Here is a 22,201-nt window from a genome sequence, read left to right as displayed (position 1 = left end):
CGCTGTGTCGATACTTGAATGTCTTCAGACCAGCCGCAGGTGGTTGTCCCAGAGACCTGCGGGCAGTTGCAGCGGCGTGCTGACGACGCGCTTGCCCTGGCAGTCGACGAGGCGGCAGCGGCCTTGGCCGGAACTCACCACGAAGCCTTCCCTCACGGCCGCCACACCGGCGCAGTCGGGCAAGTGGATTTCCTCCACAAGCTCGGCTGTGTCGAGCTTCCAGATGAATAGCTTGTTGCCTCGTGGCGCGGTGACCGCCAACAGGCGAAGGGAATCATTGATGGCCAGGCTGGCTGTGTACTGGTTCATCGCCTGACGCGGCGCCTCGCCCAGCGGAAAGGCCTGGAAGGGCTGATCAGGGCGCTTGATTGCCAGCAGTGGCACATGATCCATCGGGTCGCCCTCGTACTGCTGCCCGGACACGACGGTGCCGTCGGTCGCGACGGCCAGATGGCGAACGCTGTTCATCTGCTCGGGCAATTGCTCCTTGCTGATCAGCGTACCGTCGCGATGCAGCAGCACCAGGCTGGGTTCCATGGCGTCGAGGTTCATCATCTCGCGGCTGTCGGCTTCGGTGCGGATGCCACCGTTGGCGATTACCAATGTCTCGCCATCAGGCATCCAGAGCAGCTGGTGCGGGCCGATGCCGTGGGTAGAAAGTTCACCGCTGCGCACCAGCCGGCGCTCTTCGACCCGGTAGATGCCAAGGACGCCGCGGCCGGCATCGCTGGTGTCGTTTTCAGTGGTGTAGAACAGGTCGCCGCTCGAATGGAAAACACCGTGTCCATAGAAATGGCGTTCCGGGGGCGACGTCAGTACCTGGAGCAAGGTACCGTCACGGCTGTCGATGAGGTAGCTTTCACGGCTTGGTCGACGGCCGACGAACACCGCCAAGGGCAGGTGAGGATGGGCATAGCAATCGTGGCAGCGCTCGGCGACCGGCGTGGCGAATACCTGACTGCCATCGAGCCGGTAGCCGACGACATAGTGGCGTCCATCAGCGTCGTCGCGCGCCGATAGCAGCAGCGGTTGGTCGGCCTGATGCGTCAGCGTCCAGCCGCCAACGGCAGAAGCGGCGATCAGCACACCGCCAAGACCCAGGAAAGCGCGGCGTTTCATGTCAGTCTCCATCATGGGCGTTGAAGCCGATCTGTACGCCAAGCGCGCGGGCCAGTTCGGCCTGGTGCAGGCGATGCAAGACATCGATGTCTTTGTACAGCGCATCCAGGCGCGCTCGACCGGCTTCGTCGGCCAGTAGCTCGCTGAATGGCAGCATGATGTCGACAAGGTGCTTGCGTGCCGTTTCATAGGCGACGTCGATGCGCTTGGTCAGGTCTGCCTGATCTGCAGGGACCAGCCTTTTCAGTCCATTGCCATCCGCGCCCAGCCATAGGCGTTGCGCGCCGGCGAGCGCGGCGTCGATGCTGGCGAGGGTCGCGTCGCTGCGCCAGGCTTCGGCCTGATACGGTTGCGGGAAGCCCTTGGTCTGGCGACCCAAAGGTGCGCCGAGCTTTTTCTTCAGGCCATCCAATGCAGTGACCTGAACCCGGAGCAAGTCTGCGATCGCTTCGGCCGAATCGGCGTAGCGCTCGTTGGGAAACTCGCTCAGTTGAGCTGCCATGCCCTCTGGCGCTTGCCACGCCTGAAGGATGTCTGCCGACAGCTTTTGTTGGTGTTCGCCGATCGCCTCAAGCAGCGGACAGTAGCGCGCTTTGGTCTGGCCGTCGCTCAGGTCGACGGCCTTGTCGTAGAGCACGTATTCATAGGCGGAAAGCCCCTGCAGCACCACACTGGCATTCTCCAGGTCGGCCTGGGTGAGGTGCGGCTTGCGCTTGAGCAGCGCCGTGACCTGGCGGCCGACAAGGTTTTTCTTGTCTGGCCAGAATTGAACCTGCCAGGCTCGATTGCCTTCTCCCATCGGGCCCACCAGCAGGGGCTGCAATCCGGCCCAGGCGAGCTGGGTCTGGAGGTAGGCCTCGCGGGCGTCGTCCAGCTGCTCGTTGTCAGCACAGAAGGCGATGCTGCTCGCAGCCATGCGACGGCTCGCCTCGGCCCAGTTGGTATAACCCGGCAGGAGCACCTCGTTGGTAAGCGCCGTGCTTGTTTCTGCGTACGGATCGGACGGCGCACAGGCCACAAGAATCAGACCCAGAGCTGTGGCGGTGGCGGTACGAAAAATCCGGATGGGGGACATGTTGCTCCTCAGGACGCGGCAAATTGAGTGTTAGCTCTGGCATTAGAGCGATTCGAGAAAGGCCAGCAAGGCGCTGCGTTCGTCCTGGTCGAAGCCAAGCACTACTTGTTTGGCTCGCTCTGCTTCACCGCCGTGCCAGAGTATGGCTTCGAGCAGGTTTCGCGCCCGCCCGTCATGCAGGAACTGAGTGTGACCACTGACGGCTTCGGTCATGCCGAGCCCCCAGAGAGGCGGTGTACGCCATTCGCTGCCGCTGGCTTCGAATTCTGGACGATTATCGGCAAGCCCTGCACCCATGTCGTGCAGCAGTAGGTCGGTGTATGGACGGATAACCTGATTGGCGAGCTCCGGCTCGGCAGCTTCGCCAGTGGTGAAGGTCGGTACGTGGCAGCTCTGACAGCCGGCCTGGTGAAACAGCGTCTTGCCGGCCAATACCTGAGGCGCCTCAACGTTTCGCCTGGCCGGAACTGCAAGGTTGCGTGTATAGAACAGCACAAGCGACAGGATGTGGTCGCTGACTTCCGGCTCGCCGCCGTGGGGCATCGCCAGGCAATCGGTCTGGGCCTGCGTACAGCTGCTGCCAGTCAGCAGGCTGGTGGTCAGGCCCATATCGTTGAAAAAAGCATCGGCGTTCTGCTGATTAAGACTCGGCTGGCCGGCTTTCCAGCCGAAACGGCCTAGCTTTGTATCACGGGAAACCTGATCAAACACTCGGTTCGGCCGCCCTGAAATACCGTTTGAGTTGAGGTCGTCCGGATCTGCATTGGCAAGTATCGCGGCTTCCGGTATCGCTTCCAGTAAACCGAGACCGATCATCGCAGGTGCGACACGAACCGAAAATTGCGTATCGGGATGCATCGGGCCGTAGCCCAGGTCGGTGATGGCCAGCTGCGGTTTACGAAGCTCGACTTCGAACCCGTCGGCGAATCGTTCGATGTGCGTGCTGTAATCAAGGCGAACCTTGCCTTCGGGGGGCACACCGGGGATCGACATGTCCTGCAGTTGGCCACCGTAGGTGGGCTCTGGTGCGATGCCTCGTTGTTTCACCACCTCGGCATGCTCCGCACCCGCCGGAACCGACAGACGCACCAGCATTGACACGGCGTTGCCTCGAGCGGCCTCGGCCGGGTGACCGCGACCGTCCTTGATATGGCAATTCTGGCAGGCATTGGTGTTGAAAAGCGGGCCGAGTCCGTCGCGCGCGGTAGTCGAAGAAGGTGCGATCACCCAAGGATTGCGGAAAAAACTGTTGCCAACGGCGAAATCCAGTCGCCTCACGGGAGACAGATTGGCAGAGGGCATCGAGAAGGCATTGTGGTCGGACTTGATAACCGTCGTGCTGCCACCGGACAGTGCCTCGCCTGGCTCGGCCTGTTCAAAGCGGGGCGATGGCTGATCGCACGCCGTCAGGCTCGATACCAGCAGCGCAAGAACAAGTGTGGAAAGCGGGCGCATCGGTAGTCCAGAGCCAGAAAAGCGGCGGTAATCTTAGCAGGCTGCGAGTGGTTGAATAAGAGGAATTTGCATTTGAGTGGCTCGGCCTGCTGGCGGGTGCAGTATGCAGCTCGCCAGCAGTGCTAATGCCCAAGTGGCAGCGTTGCACTGCCCCTCTGGACCGATCGAATCAGAACTCGTGATCGGCGGTGTCGGGGTTCAGGTCACTGATACCCAGCGCAGCCGCTGCTTTTTCGATCGAACCGGTTTGCTGGACCAGCGAGGCAATGGCGGCGCGGACTTTTTCCTGGCCTTCACTATTATCCGGACCTATCAGCTGATCGAACGCTTCGCCGTTCTCTGCACTATTCACCAGGACGCGCAGCTTGGCTTCGGTGGTTTCAAGATCGGTTTTCAGGGTGCTGTTGATCTCGGGTGCGGTGCCTTCGACCAGCGATGCCAGGCTTGGGCCGGTCAGCGTGGTGCCATCGATGCGCTCGTATTCGCCCAGATAGACGTTTCGGATGCCCTTGGCGTTGTAGTAGTGGGAATTGTGTGTGTTGTCACTGAAGCAATCGTGCTCGTCCTCGGGGGAGTTGGCTTCCAGCGCAACCTTCATGCGCTCTCCGGCCAGCTCGCCAAGCGACAGGCTGCCCATGCCGAAAAACATCTTGCGAAGACCGTTCTCGGCGGATTCCTGTTCCAGGCTGGCGCGGTAGTTGTCCGCTACGCCGTCCTTCCACTCGCCGACCATTTCTTCGAGATCGCTGACCAGCAGCCCCGTCGCTGCCTTCAGGTAGGCGCGGCGCCGATCGCAGTTGCCACCGGTGCAGCCCTCGCCTTCGATGAAGTCGCTCACCGGGCGGTTGCCTGCGCCGGCGTTGGTGCCGTTGAGATCCTGGCCCCAGAGCAGGAATTCGATCGCGTGGTAGCCGGTGGCGACGTTGGCTTCGGAGCCGGCCAGTTCGTTCAGGCTGGCAAGCTTCTCGCCGGTGATCTCGGTGACGTCGATCTTGTCTTCGCCGATCTGCAACTCTTTGTTGGCAATGATATTGGCGTTGGCGCCCGGGTTGCCCAGTGCGTGCTGGTAGTCACCTTCCACGTAGTCGATCATGCCTTCGTCCAGCGGCCAGGCATTGAGCTGACCCTCCCAGTCATCAACGACGGGATTGCCGAAGCGGAACACTTCACTCTGCATGTAAGGAACGCGGGCGGCGAGCCAGGCGTCCTTGGCAGCTTGCAGCGTTTCATCGGTCGGGTTGGCCAGCAATTGGTCGATTGCTTCCTGCAACTTCAGCGCGGCGCTGTGCGCATCGCTGAATACGGCATGCGCGAGATCCGCGTAGTGGTTCACCACTGCCTGCGCGGCTTCGCTGTTCACCGTTTCCGTGGCTGGCGCGCTTGCTGCCGGCTCGCTCTGGGTGGTGGTTGCTTGCGGAGCTGCGGCATTTTCGGCCGGCGCTTTGTCTTCGCCGCAACCAGCGAGTGATATGGCGACAGCTAGAAGGCTGGCGGTTGCCCAGACGGGAGTGCGTAGCATGGCGGGTTCCTTTGCTTGCAGGGTGGTATGAACGGGTCGGCAGCATGGCTGCGACAAATGGATGCAGAGCATAATGCGAAAGATTTGCATTTTGTGCAAAAAAATCGAATGAGCAGGGCACGCAGCGGTGCGCTGCGAAGCCGTTCCCATACCCACGGGCAGCTATTTTGGCGTGCCTGACCTAGCGAGCGGTTTTCTCGGCTATCCAGATCGTATGTCGCGTGCCGCGATTGCCGTGGGCGAATACCTCGACCTCTTCGGCGAGAAACCCTGCCTGGGCCAACTTCTGTGAGAAGGCCCTGTCAGCGCTGGCTGACCAGACGGCCAGCACACCCTTCGCGCGCAGGGCCTTAGCGCAGCTATCAAGGCCTGCCGGCGAGTAAAGCCAGCTATTGCGCTTCTGGGTCAGCCCCTCCGGTCCGTTGTCCACATCGAGCATGATGGCGTCGAAGCCCAGTGGCTCGCGTCGCAATACGTCGGCAACATCGTCATTGAGCAGGCAGGTTCTTGGATCATCGAGCGGCAATCCGGCCTTTTTGCCCAACGGCCCCCGGTTCCACTCGATCACCCCGGGGACCAACTCCGCGACCTGTACCTCGGCGTTCTTGCCCAGATGTCTTAGCGCAGATGCCAGGGTGAACCCCATGCCGAGCCCACCGATGAGGACCCGCGGTTGGGCACGGTGGGCGATGCGGCTGCAGGGTATCTGTGCGAGGGCGTCTTCGGAGCCGTGCATGCGGGTGTTCATCAGCTGGTTGCCATTGCCACCCTGAATCTTGATGACGAAGTCGTCACCGTAGCTAAACAGGCAAAGGGCACCACCACCGGGGATCTCTGCGGTGTCGATCAATACGAAGCGCTTCATGTATGGCTCGTCGGAAGGAGAGGAAAGCAGCGAACGGGCTGCGCAAGAACGGCGGGTTTACAAGGTTTTTGAACTGACCCTGTGTCCCAAATGGACGGATTTTCGCAGCAGGGCGGCCAATTCGGGCGCCGGGACGGGCTTGCTGTAATAGTAGCCCTGGCCTTCATGGCAGCCTTCTTCGATCAGGTAGCGCTCCTGTTCGGCCGTCTCCACCCCTTCGGCGATGACCAGCATGCCCAGGCTTTTGGCCAGCTGGATGATGGCGCGGACGATGGTCGCGTCACCCTCATCGGCTTCGATGTCTCGAACGAAGCTCTTGTCGATCTTGACCTTGTCCAGCGGCAGGCTTTTCAGATAGCTGAGCGAGGAATAACCGGTGCCGAAGTCATCGATGGCAATCAGCGCCCCTGAGCGACGAAGGCTGTGCAGGATTCGGGTCGCAGCCGCAATATCCTCCATCAATCCTGTTTCGGTTACCTCGAGTTCGAGCGTTTCCGCTGGCAGCCGATGGGCGCTGAGCAGGTTGCTGACCACCAGCGGCAGCTCGGCGTGATGCAACTGTACGGTCGATAGATTGACCGCCATGCGCAGGCCATCGAAGCCTTGCTGATGCCATTCGCTCAGCTGCCGGCAGGCCTGGTCCAGCACCCACTCACCGATGGCAATGATGCTGCCGTTCTGCTCGGCGAGCGGGATGAACACGTCAGGCGGGACCATCTTGCCGCTGGGGTGCGACCAACGCAGCAAGGCTTCGACGCCGGTGATGCGCTTGAGCCGGTAATCGATCTGGGGTTGATAGACCAGGCGGAACTCGCCGCGTTTGACCGCCCCGCCCAGATCCTTCTGCAGTTCCCGGCGCTCGCGCATCTCGTTGTCGATACTGGCCACGTAGAACTGATAACGGTTGCGGGCCCTGGTTTTCGCCAGGGTCATCGTCTGCTCGGCTTTTTGCAGCAGCTTCTCGGTGCTGTCACCGTCCTCGGGAAAGAGGGTGATGCCGATGGTGGCGCGCAGTCGGATGTCCTGCTGGTCGAGAACGATGGGCTGTTCCAGGTCATCCAGCACTTTCTGGGCCAGCTCGGCCGCTTCGTATGGCTGTTCGAAACCTGACAGCACCAGGACGAACTGGTCACCGCCCAGGCGCGCCAGGGCACCAAGCCGGCCGCTCTGGTTACGGAGCCGCTCCGCCAGCGCCATCAGCATGCGGTCGCCGTTCTGGTAGCTGAACTGTTCGTTGACGCCCTTGAAATCGTCCAACCCCAGGCAAAGCACCGCCACCCGCCGCTGCAGGCGGCCAGCGCTGCTAAGGATGTGATCCAGCTGCTGTTGCAGCTGGAGGCGGTTGGGCAGGCCGGTAAGAAAGTCGTACTGCGTCATGCGCTCCAGGTTGCTCTCGGCAGCATGGCGCAACTGCATGTTGCGCTCGATGGAGCAAAGCAGTCCGTTGGCGGTTTCGACCCAGAGTCCCAGCTCGTTCCGCTCGTGGCCCTTCAGCATCGGCAGCTTGTGCTCGCTGGGGCGGTCGGGGTTGATGCTGGAAAGGTGCTCGATGAGCTTAGTCAGCGGACGGGTCAGCAACCAGTGGTAGATCAGATAAAGCACCAGGCCCAGCGTCAAGGCGCGCAGCATGCCGACAACGAAGATGACGATCGAATTGCTAATGAGTTCCTCGCCGTAGGGGGAGGTGTCCAGGGTGATGCGCAGGTCGCCGTAGTGCTCGTTGTAAGGCGGACGACCAATCAGCGGAATGGAAAATGCCTGATCACGTCCCAGTATCGGATCGGTCAGCGAGCGCCAGGGGGACGCCATCAATGGGCGCGACTTGGCGGCGAGCGGTTCTTCGCCTGGGTGGCCGATCGAGGCCTGGTGAATGGACTCGTGCTGAAACAGACCTTCCATGACCTGCATGCCCAGTTCCCGGTCCAGGCTGTAGATGGCTTGAGTCGAAGGGTCCCGGGTCATGCGCAGTATTCGCTGCGCTTCTGCATTGATCAGCTGTCGGGTCTTGTAGGCATCGAAAACGATCTGCGCGCAGCTCAGCACCAGCCCAACAGCCAGCGCCGACAGTAGGACGATACGTAACAGTTGGCGCGACAGGCTGTTGCGCAATTCGGTCAAAAGAATTTCCTTTTTCCAGGCCGGTGCTCAGCACAGCGTTGTCAGTGAAACGCTACAGTCCGGAACCTTTGCGGGGCGAAACGTTATCAGATATGCCGGTTGCCTGCAGAGCCTCCGGTCGAGGCAGCCAATAAATGGATCAGCCCTGTGCAAGTGTTTCCCTGACCTCGCACCCCTTGATCACCATTCGGATGATGGTGTCCGCAGCGGCATCATAGTCGGCGTCGTCAAGGCAGGGCTTTCCCGTAACGGCCGCAATCTGCCAATCGAAGTCGGCATAGGTCTGGGTGGCTGCCCAGATGCTGAACAGCAGATGGTTTGGATCGACGCGGGCCATCAATCCTTCATCGATCCAGCGCTGAATGCAGGCCACATTATGGCTGGCTTGCGCATTGAGCTGCTCGGCGCGTTCGCTGGGGAGGTGAGGCGCGCCGTGCATGATTTCACTGGCGAATACTTTCGAAGCGCAGGCATGTTCGCGCGAGATGCGGATCTTGGTACGAATATATGCGCGCAGGACATCGGCAGGTTGGCCGGGTTGGTTAAAGGGAGCGGAAGCCTGCAGCAGCGGCTCGACAATGCTGTCGAGGACCTCCCGATACAGGTTTTCCTTGCTCTTGAAGTAGTAGTACACGTTGGGCTTGGGCAGCCCCGCGCGATCGGCGATGTCGCTGGTCTTGCTGGCAGCGAAGCCCTTCTCGGCAAACTCCTCGCTGGCTGCACGAAGGATCAGTTCTCTGTTGCGCTCGCGGATACTGGACATAAGGCCTGTTCAATTCACGGCCACCCAGCCTGGTGGCCCGCCGCGGAATCCTAGCACCGGCTTTCGGGCGGTCTCAAGGCAGTCATGGATTTGTCGAAGGTTCCTGAGCCTGCTATCGGTGTGAAGTAAAGATATGGCTGGTTATGCCGATAGGTAAAGAGTCAATTCCACCCTTTGTATCCAGAGTTGGTCAATTCCTGCATACATTAAAACTAGATCGAGTGAGAACATGCCTTTCATGCAACGTAGTATTCAGTGGCAGCTGATTGTCAGCATGGGGGCAGCTCTGCTCACCAGCACCCTGATCGTCATTGTTGTCTATTCATCAGCGGTCAATCGACTGGCTGAGCGTTACCTCGTAGGCCAGGCACTGCCAGCCAACATTGCGGCGATTCGGAACGACATCGAGCGTACGCTCGCTGCGCCCATCACTGCCACGGCCGGTATCGCCAACAATACGCTGGTTCAGGATTGGTTGCGTGAAGGTGAGAGTGCAGACCGAGCGGAGGCAATGGGTCGTTACCTGGACGGTGTAAAGGCTCAGCAAAACGCGCTCACGACTTCGATAGCAGTGCTCGATAGTGGCAACTACTACTCCGAGGCAGGACTCTCGCGGACACTTAACCGCAAAGCTGCCGGCGACGGTTGGTTTTACGGCCTGGTCGACAGCGGAATTAAACGGCGATTCGACATCGACAAAGCGTCCCGTCAGCCAACCCTGTTCATCAATCAGCGGATCGAGGCGGGTGGCAGGACCCTGGGCGTCGCCGGGCTTGGCTTCAGCCTGGAGAGCATGTCCGAGCTGATCAGCAATTTTCGCTTTGGTGAGCGGGGGGAGGTTTACCTGATCAGCGGTGACGGCCGTGTCAAGGTTCACCCCAAAACCGAGAATAACGACCAGGTCGAGCTTGGCACGCTGACAGGCAGCGATGCCGCGCAGAAGCTCCTCAATGGCGCATCCGACGCGGTGAGATTCGAGCGTGACGGCGAGGCGTTCCTGGCGATCGCTCAGCCGTTGGAAAGCCTGGGTTGGGTACTGGTCAGTGAAGTGCCGGAAGCGGAAATCTTTGCCGAGGCGCGCCGCACGTTGTGGACCATCAGTCTGATCGGCGCATGCATTGCCCTGTTCTTTCTTGGCCTCGTCGTGCTGCTGGCGCGCGGGCTGGTGAAACCGATCCGTCAGGTCACCCAGGCGCTCGTTGAAATTGGCGGAGGCGGTGGCGATCTGACTCGCCGCCTGGATGAAAGCCGCGCTGACGAATTGGGTGACCTGGCGCGCGGCTTCAACCGCTTCATTGGCAGTTTGCGCGGGTTGATCGGCGATGTGCTGAACACCAGTCAGCAACTGAGGACCGCTGTCGGGCAGGTGGCGCAGGTGGTCGACAACACTGCGACGCGCGCAGGCCGCCAGCATGAGATGACTGACATGGTCGCGACCGCCGTGCACGAAATGGGCCTCACCGTGCAGGAAATCGCACGCAATGCCAGCAATGCCGCACAGGCCTCGCAGGGTGCCCGCAGCGAGGCGATGGAAGCGCGCAAGGTGGTCAGTGATTCGATTGCGCACATCGAGAAAATGTCTGGCGAGATCGGTCACGCCGCCGAATCGGTCACCGATCTGGCACAGCAGGTCGCTTCCATCGACAAGGTGCTGGCAGTGATCCGCAGCATTTCCGAACAGACCAATCTGCTGGCGCTGAACGCGGCTATCGAGGCTGCACGCGCCGGAGAGATGGGTCGCGGCTTTGCAGTGGTCGCTGACGAGGTACGCACCCTGGCCAGCCGGACTCAGGCATCCACGGATGAAATTCAGAACATGATCCAGGGGCTCAAGAGCGGTGCTGAAAACGCGGTCAACTCCATGCACGCAGGGCAGGCTGCGACGGGCACTGGAGTAGAGGCCAGTCAGCGCACCGGCCAGTCGCTCGGCGCAATCACCGAGCAGGTCGAAGCCATCAGCGACATGAACACTCAGGTGGCCGCAGCGACTGAAGAGCAGAGCAGCGTGACCGAGGAGATCACCCGTAACGTGCAGGGCATCGCCGACCTGGCCCAGGCGACGGCGAGTGATGTGCAGGGCTGTCGGGAAGATTGTCATGAGCTGAGTCGCCTGGCCGATGATCTCAGCCGGCAGATGGGCAGCTTCAAGCTTTAACCTGAGCGGCGAGCGCGCCTGCCGTTTAGGGGCGCGCTGTGCTGCGGCATGGCGGTCGCGATTCGGTTATTCGACCGTCTTCCCTTGCCACCACGGGCTCCGATCTGAGCGTGATGGAAAGGTCCTTCGTCACGTCATGGCGACATGAAAAAACGTGACCAAAAAAGCAGCATTTCGGCTGCTTTTTTCTGTCCATGCCCTTGCGGCAGTCGGTTAGAAGTGCGCTTTGACAAGCAGGCTGGCGGTGTTCTGGTTGGTGCCGCCGACCAGATCGCTGACAAACCCACCGTCTTCTATGCCGTACTTGTCAGACCAGTAGTCGTATTCGATACCGACATAGAGCCTGCCTGACTCGCCGTCCAGTGCCTTGCCCAGGTCGTACTTGATCTGTGGGTTGATGTGCAGGTTCTTCGACATGAAGTCACCGCTGCGCTCCGAGCCGGCATCGTTGACCACCCAGTCGATGAAGCCGTCAAACAGAATGTCGGACTTGCCAACCGGGAAGGTCATAGCCCAGGTCGGCGTGACCTGCCACTGGCCGGAGGCACGACGTGTGGTGCCGTCGGGTTTGCGGTAGTAGAGGTTAATGGCCAGACGATCGAAACCGGGCACGTCGAGGTCAACGGCGGGGCCGAGCAGATAGGTCTGATTGGGTCGGCCGGCGCTGCTTTCGCCGCGCTCGTAGGTGGCTGCCAGCAGCACGTCCTTGATTGGGCCGAAGGCGAGGTCCTGGCCGCTCAGTTTGCCGAACGACAGGCGCGGGCTGAACTCACCGTAGTAGGTGTGACCTTCTTCGCCGGACAAGCCGTTGTACCACTTGCTGTCGACGAACAGGAACATGTCGCCCCAACTCCAGCCGCTGGCATGTTCGAAGGTCACGGTCTGCTGGATCTCGCCGGCGTCGACCTTGAAATCTTTGCCATAGAGGTAGCTGAGGCTGTTGTTCTGCCAGTGGAGCATGCCATCGGCAAAGGCGGGGGCGGACAGCAGGCAGCCGGCCAGCGCCAGCGACAGTGGAGCGCGCTTGAAGGTCATGTTGATACCCTTTGGTTTTGTTGTTGTGATGAATGCAGGTGTCGCGCCCGGCTCGTGCAGGCCGGGCGCGGTGCGATCAGCCTGTAGGCGTCAGCTGAGCGGAAGGATCGCGTGTGGTGGCTTTCGGATGGACCTTCGTGTAGTCGGGGATATTCACCGCCAGGGTGTTGGTGCCGACTGAGTCCTCGATCAGGTTGTCTGGATCGTAATCATCCATTTCTTCCGGCTCGCGGGGCAGGAAGAAGTTGAGCAGGATCGCGCTGAAGGCACCGATGGTGATGGGTGAACCGAAGATGTTCTTCAGCACCTCGGGCAGGTGGTTGAGCACATCCGGTACGGCTGCCACGCCCAGCCCCAGGCCCAGCGAGATGGCGACGATAAGCATGTTGCGGCGGTTGAGCCCGGCTTCGGCGAGTATCTTGATGCCGGCGATGGCAACCGTGCCGAACATGATCAAGGTCGCGCCGCCGAGCACCGGCTTGGGCATCAGTTGCAGCACGCCGCCAACGACCGGAAACAGCGCCAGCAGGATCAGAATGCCGGCGATATAGAGGCCGACGTGACGGCTAGCCACGCCGGTGAGCTGGATCACGCCGTTGTTCTGGCTGAAGGTAGTCATCGGCAGGCTGTTGAAGGTGGCGGCCAGCAGCGAGCTGCAGCCGTCGCCCAGGATGCCGCCCTTGATCCGCTTGAGGTACAGCGGGCCCTTGACCGGCTGACGCGAAATCATCGAGTTTGCGGTCAGGTCGCCCGCCGTTTCCAGCGGCGTGATCAGGAAGATCACCGCGATCGGGATGAATGCCATCCAGTCAAAGGCGAAGCCGAACTTGAATGGCTGCGGCACGCTCAGTGCCGGTAGCGTGGCGAGGCTGGAAAAATCCACCATGCCCATCATCCAGGCGGCGGCGTAGCCCACCACCAGCGCGACGATCACAGCGGACAGCCGCAGCAGCGGAATGCCGAAACGGTTGAGCACGATGATGGTGCCGAGCACCAGACCGGCCAGTGCGAGGTTGGGCAGGGCGCCGGGGTCTTCGGCGCCGTAACCGCCAGCGATGTCAGTCATCGAGACCTTGATCAGCGACAGGCCCATCAGGCTGATGATGGTACCGGTGACCACGGGTGTGATGATCCGGCGCAGCCGGTCGATGCAGCGGCTGACGACGATCTCGACGAATGCCGCGCAGAAGCTCACACCGAAGAGCGTCGCGAGGATGTCTTCCGGGGTGCCGCCGCGGTTCTTGACGATGAAGCCGGCCGCCAGCACCACGCTGAGAAAGCCGAAGCTGGTGCCCTGCAGGCAGAGCATGCCGGCGCCGATCGGGCCGACGCGCCTGGCCTGGATGAAGGTTCCGATGCCGGAGACGAACAGCGCCATGCTGACCAGATAGGGCACATGCTCGCCCAGGCCCAGCACGCTGCCGATGATCAGGGTCGGCGTGATCACGCCGACGAAACTGGCCAGCACATGCTGGATCGCGGCGAAGGTGGCGGGGAGCGGACCGGGGCGATCTTCCAGCTGGTAGATCAGGTCCTGATTGGGAGCGTCACCGCTCCTGGGTTCGGTTGCGGTCATGAGTCAAGCCTGCCATTCGTTATTGTTCGGTCATGGGCTTTCGAGGCTGCACGGACCTCTATCACTGGCCGAAAAAAGCTGTTCGCTCGGTCAGGATGCGCTCGACTATAGCAACCTGTGGACAGGAGATAAAACAGGAAATTAAAAAATTGTGCACAATTAAGATGGGCCAGCCTTGAGAGCCCGCCAGGCATGGCGCCCCAACGGTTACCGGTCAGCGGTTGGCTTGCAATTCGCGGGAAACGTTCTCGGCCAGGCCGGCGCCGGCTTCGCTCATGGTCAGGTAGGTGCGATCTGCGCCGGCCTCCTCAATCTGCTGGGCAATGTCTTCGTACATCGCGTGGGAGACGATCAGCCCTTCGAAACCTTTGCCGCGCAGCTTGCGCGTGGAAATGATCTTCGCTTCGGGATCATTCATCGCGAGGATCACTGCCTCGACCTTGTTCATTTCCAGGCTCTCCCAGAACATCTGATCCTCAGCGTCGGCGAACAGTACGTGGCGGCCTCTCTCGGAGCTCTTTTCTACCGTTACCGGGTCGGAGTCGAGACTGATCAAACGCCATCCCTGGGCCTGCAGGTGATCGTAGGCGGCGCGCCCAGTGCGGCCCATGCCCATGATCAGGATCTGTGCGTCGCCAAGAGACACCGGTTGTTCGTCTGGGTGGCGTGTGTTGCGCTCCAGCGGAATCAGGCGCCTGGCGAGGCGATCATAAAGCGGATGCGAGACGCGATTGAGCTGCGCGGAAATGACAAAGGACAAGGCCACTGTGATAGCCAAAGGCGTCAGCCATTGCGGTAACACCACGCTGGCGACGATGAGCCCGAATTCGCTGTGATTGGTCAGGCTCGAGGCGCTGAGAAAGGCACTACGCGCACGCAGGCGGAACAGCAGGAACAAGAAGAAGAACAGTGCCCCCTTGAGCGGTAGCAGCAAGGCCACGGCCCCCGCGAAGAGCATCGCATCCATGTCCGGCAGACCGCCGATGCCGATCTGCAGGAAGAAGCCGACCAGAAACACTTCCTTGATCGCCCACAGCGAGTTGGATAGCTCGGTCGCGCGCTTGTGCTTGGCCAGCATCGCGCCGAACGCCAGCGCGCCCAGTTCCGAGCTAAGGCCCACATATTCGAAGCCCAGGCCGCCCGCGACCAGCGCCAGCATCAGGCCGAGCAGCACCATGAGTTCCTCGTGACCGCTGTAGTCGAGCAGGCGGAACAGCAACGGGCGAAGCAGCGGCAAGCCGAACACCAGCAAGGCCCAGGCGGAGGGCACCTTGCCGCTGGCGATGCTCATCACCACCAGGGCAATCAGGTCCTGGATGATGAGCACGCCGATCGCGACGCGGCCATGGAAGGCGCGCAATTCGCGCTTGCCTTCGAGCACCTTGGCCGCCAGCACGGTGCTGGAAAATGACAGGGCGACCGCCAGCAGCAGGCTGTCGCGCCAACTGATATCGAGAAAGAAGAAGATCGCCGGCAGCACGATCAGGCTGGAAATACCGAAGTGCAGCAGGCTGCCGCCGATCACTTCGCGCCGCACCAGGTTGCTCAGCTTGAGCTTGAGCCCGACGGTGAAGAGCAACAGCAGCACGCCGAGATGGGCAAGGTGGGCGAGGATTTCGCTGTCCCGTGGGCCAACGCCAATGCGGTCGCCAAAGGCCGCCAGGGCGAAGCCGGCACCCAGATAGCCGATCAGCGGCGGCAGGCCGATCGCGCGCGAGGCGAGCCCGAGCGCGAAGGCGAAGGCGATCCAGGTGGCTTCGATCATGGGTCAGTCCTTCTCGGTTCGGCAGGCGGGCGCCGCATTTTAACGGGGGCGCGTGGCTTGTCGAGCATCGGAAAGAACGCCGGAGTGCAGGGAGCCCGCATGTGGCAGGCTCCGGTCGGGCGGGCGTCAGTGGTGCGCAGCACCCGTCAGTGCGTGGCGTTCCGGGCCACCCAGTACATTGAACAGCAGGTTGAGCGTCACCGCGCTGAGCGTCGCCACCGCGATGCCGCTATGGGTAATGGGCTCCATCCAGTGCGGCAGGTTGGCGAAAAACTCGGGCCGCACCACCGGCACCATGCCCAGGCCAATGCTCACCGCCACCAGCAGTTGGTTGCGACGGTCAGATGTCGGCTTCCTGCAAGATCTTTCAGTAAGGCGATTTCCTCACGCGACAGCCCGGCGGCCTGACCCACGATCAGCGGTACGACCACCGCGCCGCCGTACATCAGCAGCACGTGCTGAACGCTCACCAGCAGCATCTGCAGCAAGGGCAGTCGCTTCTCCGCTGGGGCGGTTTCCCCGCTCGGTCACATCGTTCATGCAAAACACCTCGGACGCTTTTGTTATTGGAGGGCGCGGTGACCCCGCTGAACGTGCGGGGCCGGGTATAGGGTGTTCGGGGTCCGGCTGTTGCCGTCCGCTGGGTTTTCTCGGGTTGAGCTGACGCCTCGCCTCGTGCTGCGAGACTTGAACGTCGAACAGGTGAAAAAAACCGCGCCCGGGAGCGCGGCTGGTGGGCGCGATCACTCGATCGGCGCGCCCTTGTCGATCCAGGCGCCGAGCAGGTCGCGCTCCTCCTGTGTCATGTTGGTCATGTTGCCCAGCGGCATGATGTGGCTTGCCACGGCTTGCGCATGAATCTTCGCGGCCTGCTGGCGGATCTGCTCGGGCGTGTCGAACATCACGCCCGCCGGCGCTGCGCTGAACAGCGGGCTGCTCGGCTGCGCGGCGTGGCAAACGGTGCAGCGTTCGTTGATGACCCGATGGACCTTGGCGAACTCGCTGTTGCCGGCTTGCTCGGCCGGCGCTGCTGCAGCGGCCTGTTGCGCCTCAATGCTCTGCTCGCGAGGGCTTGTCGGCACGGCGTTGGGAACACCACCCTGGCGGTTCGGCGCGGTGACGAAGGCCAGGCAGATCATCCCGACCGCCGCGGCCGGCAGCGCCCAGGCGAAGCGGTTGCTGTCATGCCGGGTGTTGAAGTAGTGGCGTACCAGCACGGCCAGCACCGATATGCCGGCCAGGATCGCCCAGTTGTACTGACTGCCATAGGTGCTCGGGAAGTGGTTGCTGATCATGATGAACAGCACCGGCAGGGTGAAATAGTTGTTGTGGCGCGAACGCAGCAGGCCCTTGGCGGGCAGCAACGGATCCGGTGTGCGGTTCTGCTCGATGGCGGCGACCAGCGCACGCTGTGCCGGCATGATGATGCGGAACACGTTGCCGACCATGATGGTGCCGATCAGCGCGCCGGTGTGGATATAAGCCGCGCGTCCGCTGAACACCTGTGAATAGGCCCAGGCGGCGAAAATCACCAGGACGAAGAGGATCAGGCCGAGCAGTGCGGGTTTCTTGCCTAGCGGGGAATCACAAAGCAGGTCATAGACGAACCAGCCCACGATCAGCGAGCCGAAACCGATGGCAATGGCCGTGGCCGGGGTCAGGTCGCTGCCGGGTGCGATCAGATAGAGGGTAGGGTTCAGGTAGTAGACCACCATCAGCAGGGCCACGCCCGACAGCCAGGTGGTATAGGCCTCCCACTTGAACCAGTGCAGGTTCTCCGGCATTCGGGGTGGGGCGAGCTTGTACTTCTCCAGGTGGTAGATGCCGCCGCCGTGAATCGCCCAGAGATCGCCCGAGAGACCATCACGTGGGTTGGCGCGGTTGAGGTTGTTTTCCAGCCAGACGAAATAGAACGAGGCACCGATCCAGGCGATGCCGACGATCATGTGAATCCAGCGAATAGTAAGGTTCAGCCATTCGGTTAGATGTGCTTCCACGATAGTTACCTCTTGCACGGCTGGCACGCCAACCGCTGTTTCTTCTTATTCGACTCGTCGCAAGTGTCCGGCTTGTCAGCAGCACGCATGGCGGTATCGGCTGAGCACGGCAGCCGCGTCGGCGATGGCCTCGTTGATCGGTCGGTCGCTTACTTGGAGTCCCGGTGGGGGTCGAGGAGAAGCAGCTCGTCCTCGGTGAAAAAATGCTCGTCGCAGTTGTTGCCAGAACCGCTGCGATCGACCACCAGGAATTCATCCCGCTTTTCGATCGTCAGCACCGGGTGGTGCCAGACGCCGCGGTGGTAATTGACGCCCTGCCTGCCGTTGCTGCGAAAGGCGCGGACATGACCCGGTACAGGTGCATCGCCAAGTGGCGCGACCACGACCAGAAAGGGGTTGCCGAGCAGCGGAATGAACGCCTGGCTGCCCTGCGGATGTCGTTCGAGCATGCGAATGACCAGCGGCATCTCCAGCGCGTCGGCGGCGAAGATGCTGATGATGGCCCTGTCGTCCGGTTGCGCGGTCTCTACCGTCGCCAGCTTGTGATAGCGGCGGGTGGAACCGTTGTTGATCATGAAATAGTCGCTGCCTTCGGTTTCGATGACATCACCGAAGGGGGCGAAGGCTTCCTTGGTCAACGGTTCGATCGTGAGTGTGCGCATAGGGACTGCTCTGTCTGGTGTTTGCGTAGGTGCGAGCACGCTCGCTCCTACAGGATTTCTTTTACTTCACTGCCTTGCCGAACAACCGCAGACGGCTAACGCCTCCGTCCGGGAAGATGTTCAGGCGCACGTGGGTGATCGGGCCAAGCTTGGCGATCTGCTCGCTAAACTCGTGTTCGGCGTGCATCTGCAGCTTCTGGCTCGGTAGCAGCTCGCGCCAGAACAGGCTCTGGGTTTCGATCTGGCTGTCGGTGCCGCCTTTAACGTAAGCCGCCTGGATCGAGCAGCTATCCGGGTAGTTGCCTTTGAAGTGCAGGGTGTCGACGACGATGCGCTCGATCTCTCCGGGAGTGCCCAGCGCGACGATGACCCAGTCGTTACCCGGCGTGCGGCGGCGGGCGGTTTCCCAGCCGTCGCCCATGTTTTCGCCGCGGTTCGGGTTGAGAATGTTGCTCATGCGACCGAAATGCTCGTCGGAACAGGCCAGCGCGCGGCCGCCATTCAGCGCCGCCGCCAGGTCGACCTGCTCGTTGTCGCCGACGCTGCTCCAGTCGCGGTACGGGATGCCGTGCACGCGCAGACGGGCAACACCACCATCCGGGTAGATATTGAAGCGCAGGTGGCTGACCGGCTTGTCGAACGCGATCTCGTGGTAGTGGTGGCTGTTGCCCTTGAGTTCGACGGCCGGCAGGATTTCGGTCCACTGGGTGCTGTCGTCCGGGTCGCCTTCGGCGAGGAAGCAGGCTTCCAGCGAGGCGGAGGGCGGGAAATTGCCGGTGAAGAAGCTGGTGTCGATGTCGACGCCCTTGATCGAGCCGGGCACGCCGAGGCGAATGACCGCGTGGTCGTAGCCTTCGAAGCGCTTGCGGCGCGATTCCCAGCCGTCCATCCACTTGCCGTTGTCATCGAACACGCCCTCCTTCCATACGGCCGGCGTCGGCTGGAACAGCCGGTTGACGTCGGCGAACCAGTCGTCGGTGACGGAGATGGCCTTGGTGCCCAGACGGGCGTCGGCCAGGTTGACGTATTTTTCGAAAGGTACGGCGTAGCTTTTCATACGTTGTTCTTCTCTTCGTGTCGTCTGATGGTGCTTGCTTACATCGCCTGCAGACGGAACAGGGCGATCTTGTTGATTTCAGCCAAGGCCCGAGCGAACTCCTGATCCTGCGAGTTGTGCATGCGCTCCTCGAACGCGGCGAGGATCTGGTGCCGGTTGCTGCCCTTGACCGCCATGATGAAGATGAAGCCGAACTTGGCCTTGTAGGCGTCGTTCAGTTCGGTAAAGCGTGTGAACTCTTCCGAGGTGCATTCATGGATGCCGGCGCCGGCCTGTTCGGCGGTGCTTGATGCGGTCAGTTCCCCGCGCACGGCAGCCTTGCCGGCGAGGTCCGGGTGAGCGTTGATCAGGGCCAACTGGGTGTCGGGATGGGCCGACAACATGGCCTGGGACATGCGCTCGTGCATCACCTCCACGTAATCCAGCGTCTCGTCTACGCCGGCCTGATAAACAGTGTCGGCTACCCACGGCGAATGCTCGTAGACATCAGCGAAAGTCGAGATAAAGGTGTCTCGGTCGAGTGTGGACGGTTTGATCGTCTTGAACGGGGTCATTGGCTGCGGTCCTGAATAAGCGGATGGGTCGAGTGCCAGTGGCGGGCAATGTCGACACGGCGGGCAAACCACACCTGCTCGTGACCCTTGGCGTACTCGATAAAGCGCTGCAGCGCGGCCAGGCGAGCGGGGCGACCCAGCAGACGACAGTGCATGCCAATGGACAGCATTTTCGGCGCGCCCTCACAGCCTTCGGCATATAACACGTCGAAGGCGTCCTTCAGGTATTCGAAGAAGTCGTCACCCTTGTTGAAGCCCTGCACCTGGGTGAAGCGCATGTCATTGGTGTCCAGCGTGTAGGGGATCACCAGATGCGGCTTGTCCGGCGTCGATTCCGGGTCCCAATAGGGGAGGTCGTCGTCATAGGTATCCGAGTCATAAAGGAAGCCGCCTTCCTCGCGCACCAGCCGGCGAGTGTTCGGCCCGGTGCGGCCGGTGTACCAACCCAGCGGACGCTCACCAGTGATGTCGGTGAGGATGCGGATGGCTTCGAGCATATGTTCGCGCTCTTGCGCCTCGTCCATGTACTGGTAGTCGATCCAGCGATAGCCATGGCTACAGATCTCGTGGCCGTCGGCGACCATCGCCTTGATGACCTCCGGATGGCGCTGCGCGGCCATCGCCACGGCGAAAATCGTCAGCGGTATATCGAATTTGCGGAACAGCTTGAGCAGCCGCCATACCCCGGCACGGCTGCCGTATTCGTAGAGCGACTCCATGCTCATGTTGCGCACGCCCTGCAGGGGCTGGGCTGACACCATCTCGGAGAGGAAGGCTTCGGATTCCTTGTCGCCATGCAGGACGCAACGCTCACCGCCTTCCTCGTAGTTGAGCACGAAGGACAGGGCGATACGGGCGTTGCCCGGCCATTGCGGATGGGGTGGATTTTCGGCGTAGCCGATAAGGTCGCGAGGGTAGTCTGCGCTCACTGTTGTTATTCCTTGTCTGATCCGCGGGTCGCCGCTATGAAGTGTTGGCGACTGTCATGGCGCAATTGTATACAAAAGGTTTTGCGGTTTGTAAATTAAAAAACCCGATAATCTATTGGTCATGATCCGGGTGCGGCGCCTCTTCCCTCATGGTTTGTCTCGCTGGCCTGCAAGTCAGGCACTTCTAGCTAACACCAGCCAGCAGGAAGCGGGCCAAAATGGTGATCTATAAACTGTGTACAATTTTGTCAAAAACTGTCTTTGTTTATTTTGTCGGGATGCTATGCTCGATCCATCTCCACCATCCATCACCAAGAGGAGGCGGGCATTGGCGATTGATCGCTGGTGCTGGAATCTATGGGACGTTTGACAACTCATGTACTGGATGCTGCCCACGGTTGCCCAGGCAGCGACATCCGCATCGAACTCTATCGTGTCGAAGGCGAACGCCTCGAGCTGGTTAAGACGAGTCGGACCAATAGCGATGGCCGTTGCGACTCGCCTCTGCTGGAAAGTGACGACTATCGTTCTGGCGTGTATCAATTGCAGTTCGCTGCCGGCGACTACTACCGCGGGCGCGGCATTGCGCTTCCCGAACCGGCCTTTCTGGATGTTGTGGTGCTGCGCTTCGGCATCAGTGCCGAGCAGGATCATTACCACGTGCCGTTGCTGATTTCGCCGTATAGCTACTCGACTTATAGAGGTAGCTGATTGCACCCCGCCGCAGTCTTAAGTGATGCGGCTGTACCGCTCCCATGCGTGAAACCTTGACTCCCCTGAGTCCCCCGGCCCGCCTACCTGGCGGGTTTTTTTTGGGGTTCGTTAGTGTAGGAGAAGGTTCGTGATACGGCCTAATGCCTCAGCCTTGCTGCCTTGCTGCCTGGCTTCAGAGCGCTACCGGCTCATCAACGAAACCGCTCCTGCGCCCCCGAACAGTGCCGCGCTCGTCCGGTTGAACCACACATGCCCCTTCCCGGTGCGCAGGTAACGCGCCGCGCCCTGCGCGCCCAGCCCATAGGCCAGCTTGCAACACAGGTCGAGCACCGCCCAGGTGGCGACCATGATCAGCAGCTGCGGCAGCAACGGCTGTTCCGCATTGAGAAACTGCGGCAGAAAGGCGGCGAAGAAGAGGATGTCCTTTGGATTGCTGCCGCCGAGCAGAAAGGCTTGCCCGAACAGGCGCCCGAACCGCGGCGCTGACGCTGGGCCATCGACCTCGCGCGCAACCGGTGCGCGACGTGCCTCTTGCCAGCTCTGCCAGGCGAGGTAGAACAGGTACAGCGCACCGACCAGCTTGAGCGCGCTGAAGAGCCGCTCCGAGGCCAGCAGGATGGCGCCAAGCCCCAGTGCCGAGGCGCTGAGCAGGAGTATGGAGGCCGTCACCCCGCCGAGAAACGCCGGCCACGAGCGGCGAACCCCATGGTTCAGGCTGTTGCTGATCATCAGCAGCGACAGCGGTCCGGGGATCAGGATCACCACCAGCGCCGCGCTCGCATACAACAACCAGGTTTCCAGACTCATCACACCCTCCCGAGAAACAGAAAAGCCCCGCCGCGG

18 protein-coding genes and 2 pseudogenes are annotated in these 22,201 nt (G+C 61.4%); 2 read left to right on the top strand and 18 right to left on the bottom strand.

Translation table 11 applies throughout. The annotated features are described in order from the left end of the window. Positions 1 to 24: 24 nt before the first annotated feature. The 7 genes from AC4LFW_RS12725 to AC4LFW_RS12695 form a co-directional block, all read right to left on the bottom strand. Positions 25 to 1,119, bottom strand: a complete 1,095-nt coding sequence (locus AC4LFW_RS12725; protein ID WP_491819434.1) for a DUF1513 domain-containing protein — start codon at positions 1,117 to 1,119, stop codon at positions 25 to 27. Position 1,120: 1 nt separating this feature from the next. Continuing rightward, positions 1,121 to 2,194: an imelysin family protein gene (locus AC4LFW_RS12720; RefSeq protein ID WP_491819433.1), complete on the bottom strand. Its 1,074-nt coding sequence runs from the start codon at positions 2,192 to 2,194 to the stop codon at positions 1,121 to 1,123. Between the two features lie 42 nt (positions 2,195 to 2,236). Beyond that, positions 2,237 to 3,649 (bottom strand): di-heme oxidoreductase family protein, encoded by a 1,413-nt coding sequence (locus tag AC4LFW_RS12715; RefSeq protein WP_491819432.1) that lies wholly within the window; start codon positions 3,647 to 3,649, stop codon positions 2,237 to 2,239. 169 nt (positions 3,650 to 3,818) lie between these two features. Next, the gene (locus AC4LFW_RS12710) at positions 3,819 to 5,168 is read right to left on the bottom strand and encodes an imelysin family protein (RefSeq protein WP_491819431.1); all 1,350 of its coding nucleotides are present in this window, start codon (positions 5,166 to 5,168) and stop codon (positions 3,819 to 3,821) included. Between the two features lie 181 nt (positions 5,169 to 5,349). Then, positions 5,350 to 6,033 (bottom strand): spermidine synthase, encoded by a 684-nt coding sequence (locus AC4LFW_RS12705; RefSeq protein WP_491819430.1) that lies wholly within the window; start codon positions 6,031 to 6,033, stop codon positions 5,350 to 5,352. Between the two features lie 57 nt (positions 6,034 to 6,090). Beyond that, a complete protein-coding gene (locus tag AC4LFW_RS12700) occupies positions 6,091 to 8,151 on the bottom strand; it encodes a putative bifunctional diguanylate cyclase/phosphodiesterase (protein ID WP_491819429.1) in 2,061 nt (686 codons plus the stop codon). Between the two features lie 139 nt (positions 8,152 to 8,290). Continuing rightward, entirely contained in the window at positions 8,291 to 8,914 is a 624-nt protein-coding gene (locus AC4LFW_RS12695; protein WP_491819427.1) for a TetR/AcrR family transcriptional regulator, read from the bottom strand. A gap of 229 nt (positions 8,915 to 9,143) precedes the next feature. Here AC4LFW_RS12695 and AC4LFW_RS12690 point away from each other — a divergent pair, with 229 nt between their 5' ends. Beyond that, positions 9,144 to 11,069 carry a methyl-accepting chemotaxis protein gene (locus AC4LFW_RS12690; protein ID WP_491819426.1) on the top strand — a complete coding sequence of 642 codons (1,926 nt, stop codon included), beginning with the start codon at positions 9,144 to 9,146 and terminating at the stop codon, positions 11,067 to 11,069. A gap of 213 nt (positions 11,070 to 11,282) precedes the next feature. Here AC4LFW_RS12690 and AC4LFW_RS12685 read toward each other — a convergent pair whose 3' ends face one another. The 10 genes and pseudogenes from AC4LFW_RS12685 to puuE all read right to left on the bottom strand — a co-directional run bounded on the left by AC4LFW_RS12685 (position 11,283) and on the right by puuE (position 20,644). Continuing rightward, positions 11,283 to 12,104 (bottom strand): outer membrane protein OmpK, encoded by an 822-nt coding sequence (locus AC4LFW_RS12685; protein ID WP_491819425.1) that lies wholly within the window; start codon positions 12,102 to 12,104, stop codon positions 11,283 to 11,285. A gap of 76 nt (positions 12,105 to 12,180) precedes the next feature. Then, positions 12,181 to 13,680, bottom strand: a complete 1,500-nt coding sequence (locus tag AC4LFW_RS12680) for a nucleobase:cation symporter-2 family protein (protein ID WP_491819424.1) — start codon at positions 13,678 to 13,680, stop codon at positions 12,181 to 12,183. Between the two features lie 214 nt (positions 13,681 to 13,894). Then, on the bottom strand, positions 13,895 to 15,445 hold the full coding sequence (locus AC4LFW_RS12675) for a cation:proton antiporter domain-containing protein (protein ID WP_491819423.1): 1,551 nt from the start codon (positions 15,443 to 15,445) through the stop codon (positions 13,895 to 13,897). A 126-nt stretch (positions 15,446 to 15,571) separates the two neighbouring features. Then, positions 15,572 to 15,812: pseudogene (locus AC4LFW_RS12670) on the bottom strand (purine permease); the annotation flags it as partial. Positions 15,813 to 15,831: 19 nt separating this feature from the next. Beyond that, positions 15,832 to 15,924, bottom strand: a pseudogene (locus AC4LFW_RS12665) (hypothetical protein); the annotation flags it as partial. 264 nt (positions 15,925 to 16,188) lie between these two features. Then, positions 16,189 to 17,442: a urate hydroxylase PuuD gene (locus AC4LFW_RS12660; protein WP_491819422.1), complete on the bottom strand. Its 1,254-nt coding sequence runs from the start codon at positions 17,440 to 17,442 to the stop codon at positions 16,189 to 16,191. Positions 17,443 to 17,591: 149 nt separating this feature from the next. After that, entirely contained in the window at positions 17,592 to 18,104 is a 513-nt protein-coding gene (locus AC4LFW_RS12655; RefSeq protein WP_491819421.1) for an ureidoglycolate lyase, read from the bottom strand. Between the two features lie 61 nt (positions 18,105 to 18,165). Further along, on the bottom strand, positions 18,166 to 19,161 hold the full coding sequence (gene alc / locus AC4LFW_RS12650; RefSeq protein WP_491819419.1) for an allantoicase: 996 nt from the start codon (positions 19,159 to 19,161) through the stop codon (positions 18,166 to 18,168). A gap of 38 nt (positions 19,162 to 19,199) precedes the next feature. Further along, positions 19,200 to 19,715 (bottom strand): 2-oxo-4-hydroxy-4-carboxy-5-ureidoimidazoline decarboxylase, encoded by a 516-nt coding sequence (uraD, locus tag AC4LFW_RS12645; protein ID WP_491819417.1) that lies wholly within the window; start codon positions 19,713 to 19,715, stop codon positions 19,200 to 19,202. After that, on the bottom strand, positions 19,712 to 20,644 hold the full coding sequence (puuE, locus tag AC4LFW_RS12640) for an allantoinase PuuE (protein ID WP_491819416.1): 933 nt from the start codon (positions 20,642 to 20,644) through the stop codon (positions 19,712 to 19,714). Before puuE ends, uraD begins: the two co-directional genes overlap by 4 nt. A 357-nt stretch (positions 20,645 to 21,001) precedes the next feature. Here puuE and uraH point away from each other — a divergent pair, with 357 nt between their 5' ends. After that, on the top strand, positions 21,002 to 21,355 hold the full coding sequence (gene uraH, locus AC4LFW_RS12635; RefSeq protein ID WP_491819415.1) for a hydroxyisourate hydrolase: 354 nt from the start codon (positions 21,002 to 21,004) through the stop codon (positions 21,353 to 21,355). Between the two features lie 183 nt (positions 21,356 to 21,538). On the opposite strand, the gene AC4LFW_RS12630 is transcribed toward uraH, so the two are convergent. Further along, on the bottom strand, positions 21,539 to 22,165 hold the full coding sequence (locus AC4LFW_RS12630) for a LysE family translocator (RefSeq protein ID WP_491819414.1): 627 nt from the start codon (positions 22,163 to 22,165) through the stop codon (positions 21,539 to 21,541). Between the last annotated feature and the right edge of the window lie 36 nt (positions 22,166 to 22,201).

It is taken from the genome of Stutzerimonas sp. C6.4V (genome assembly GCF_058536345.1).
Note: the sequence above shows the minus strand (reverse complement) of the source record. Positions and strands in the feature narration are given on the sequence as shown.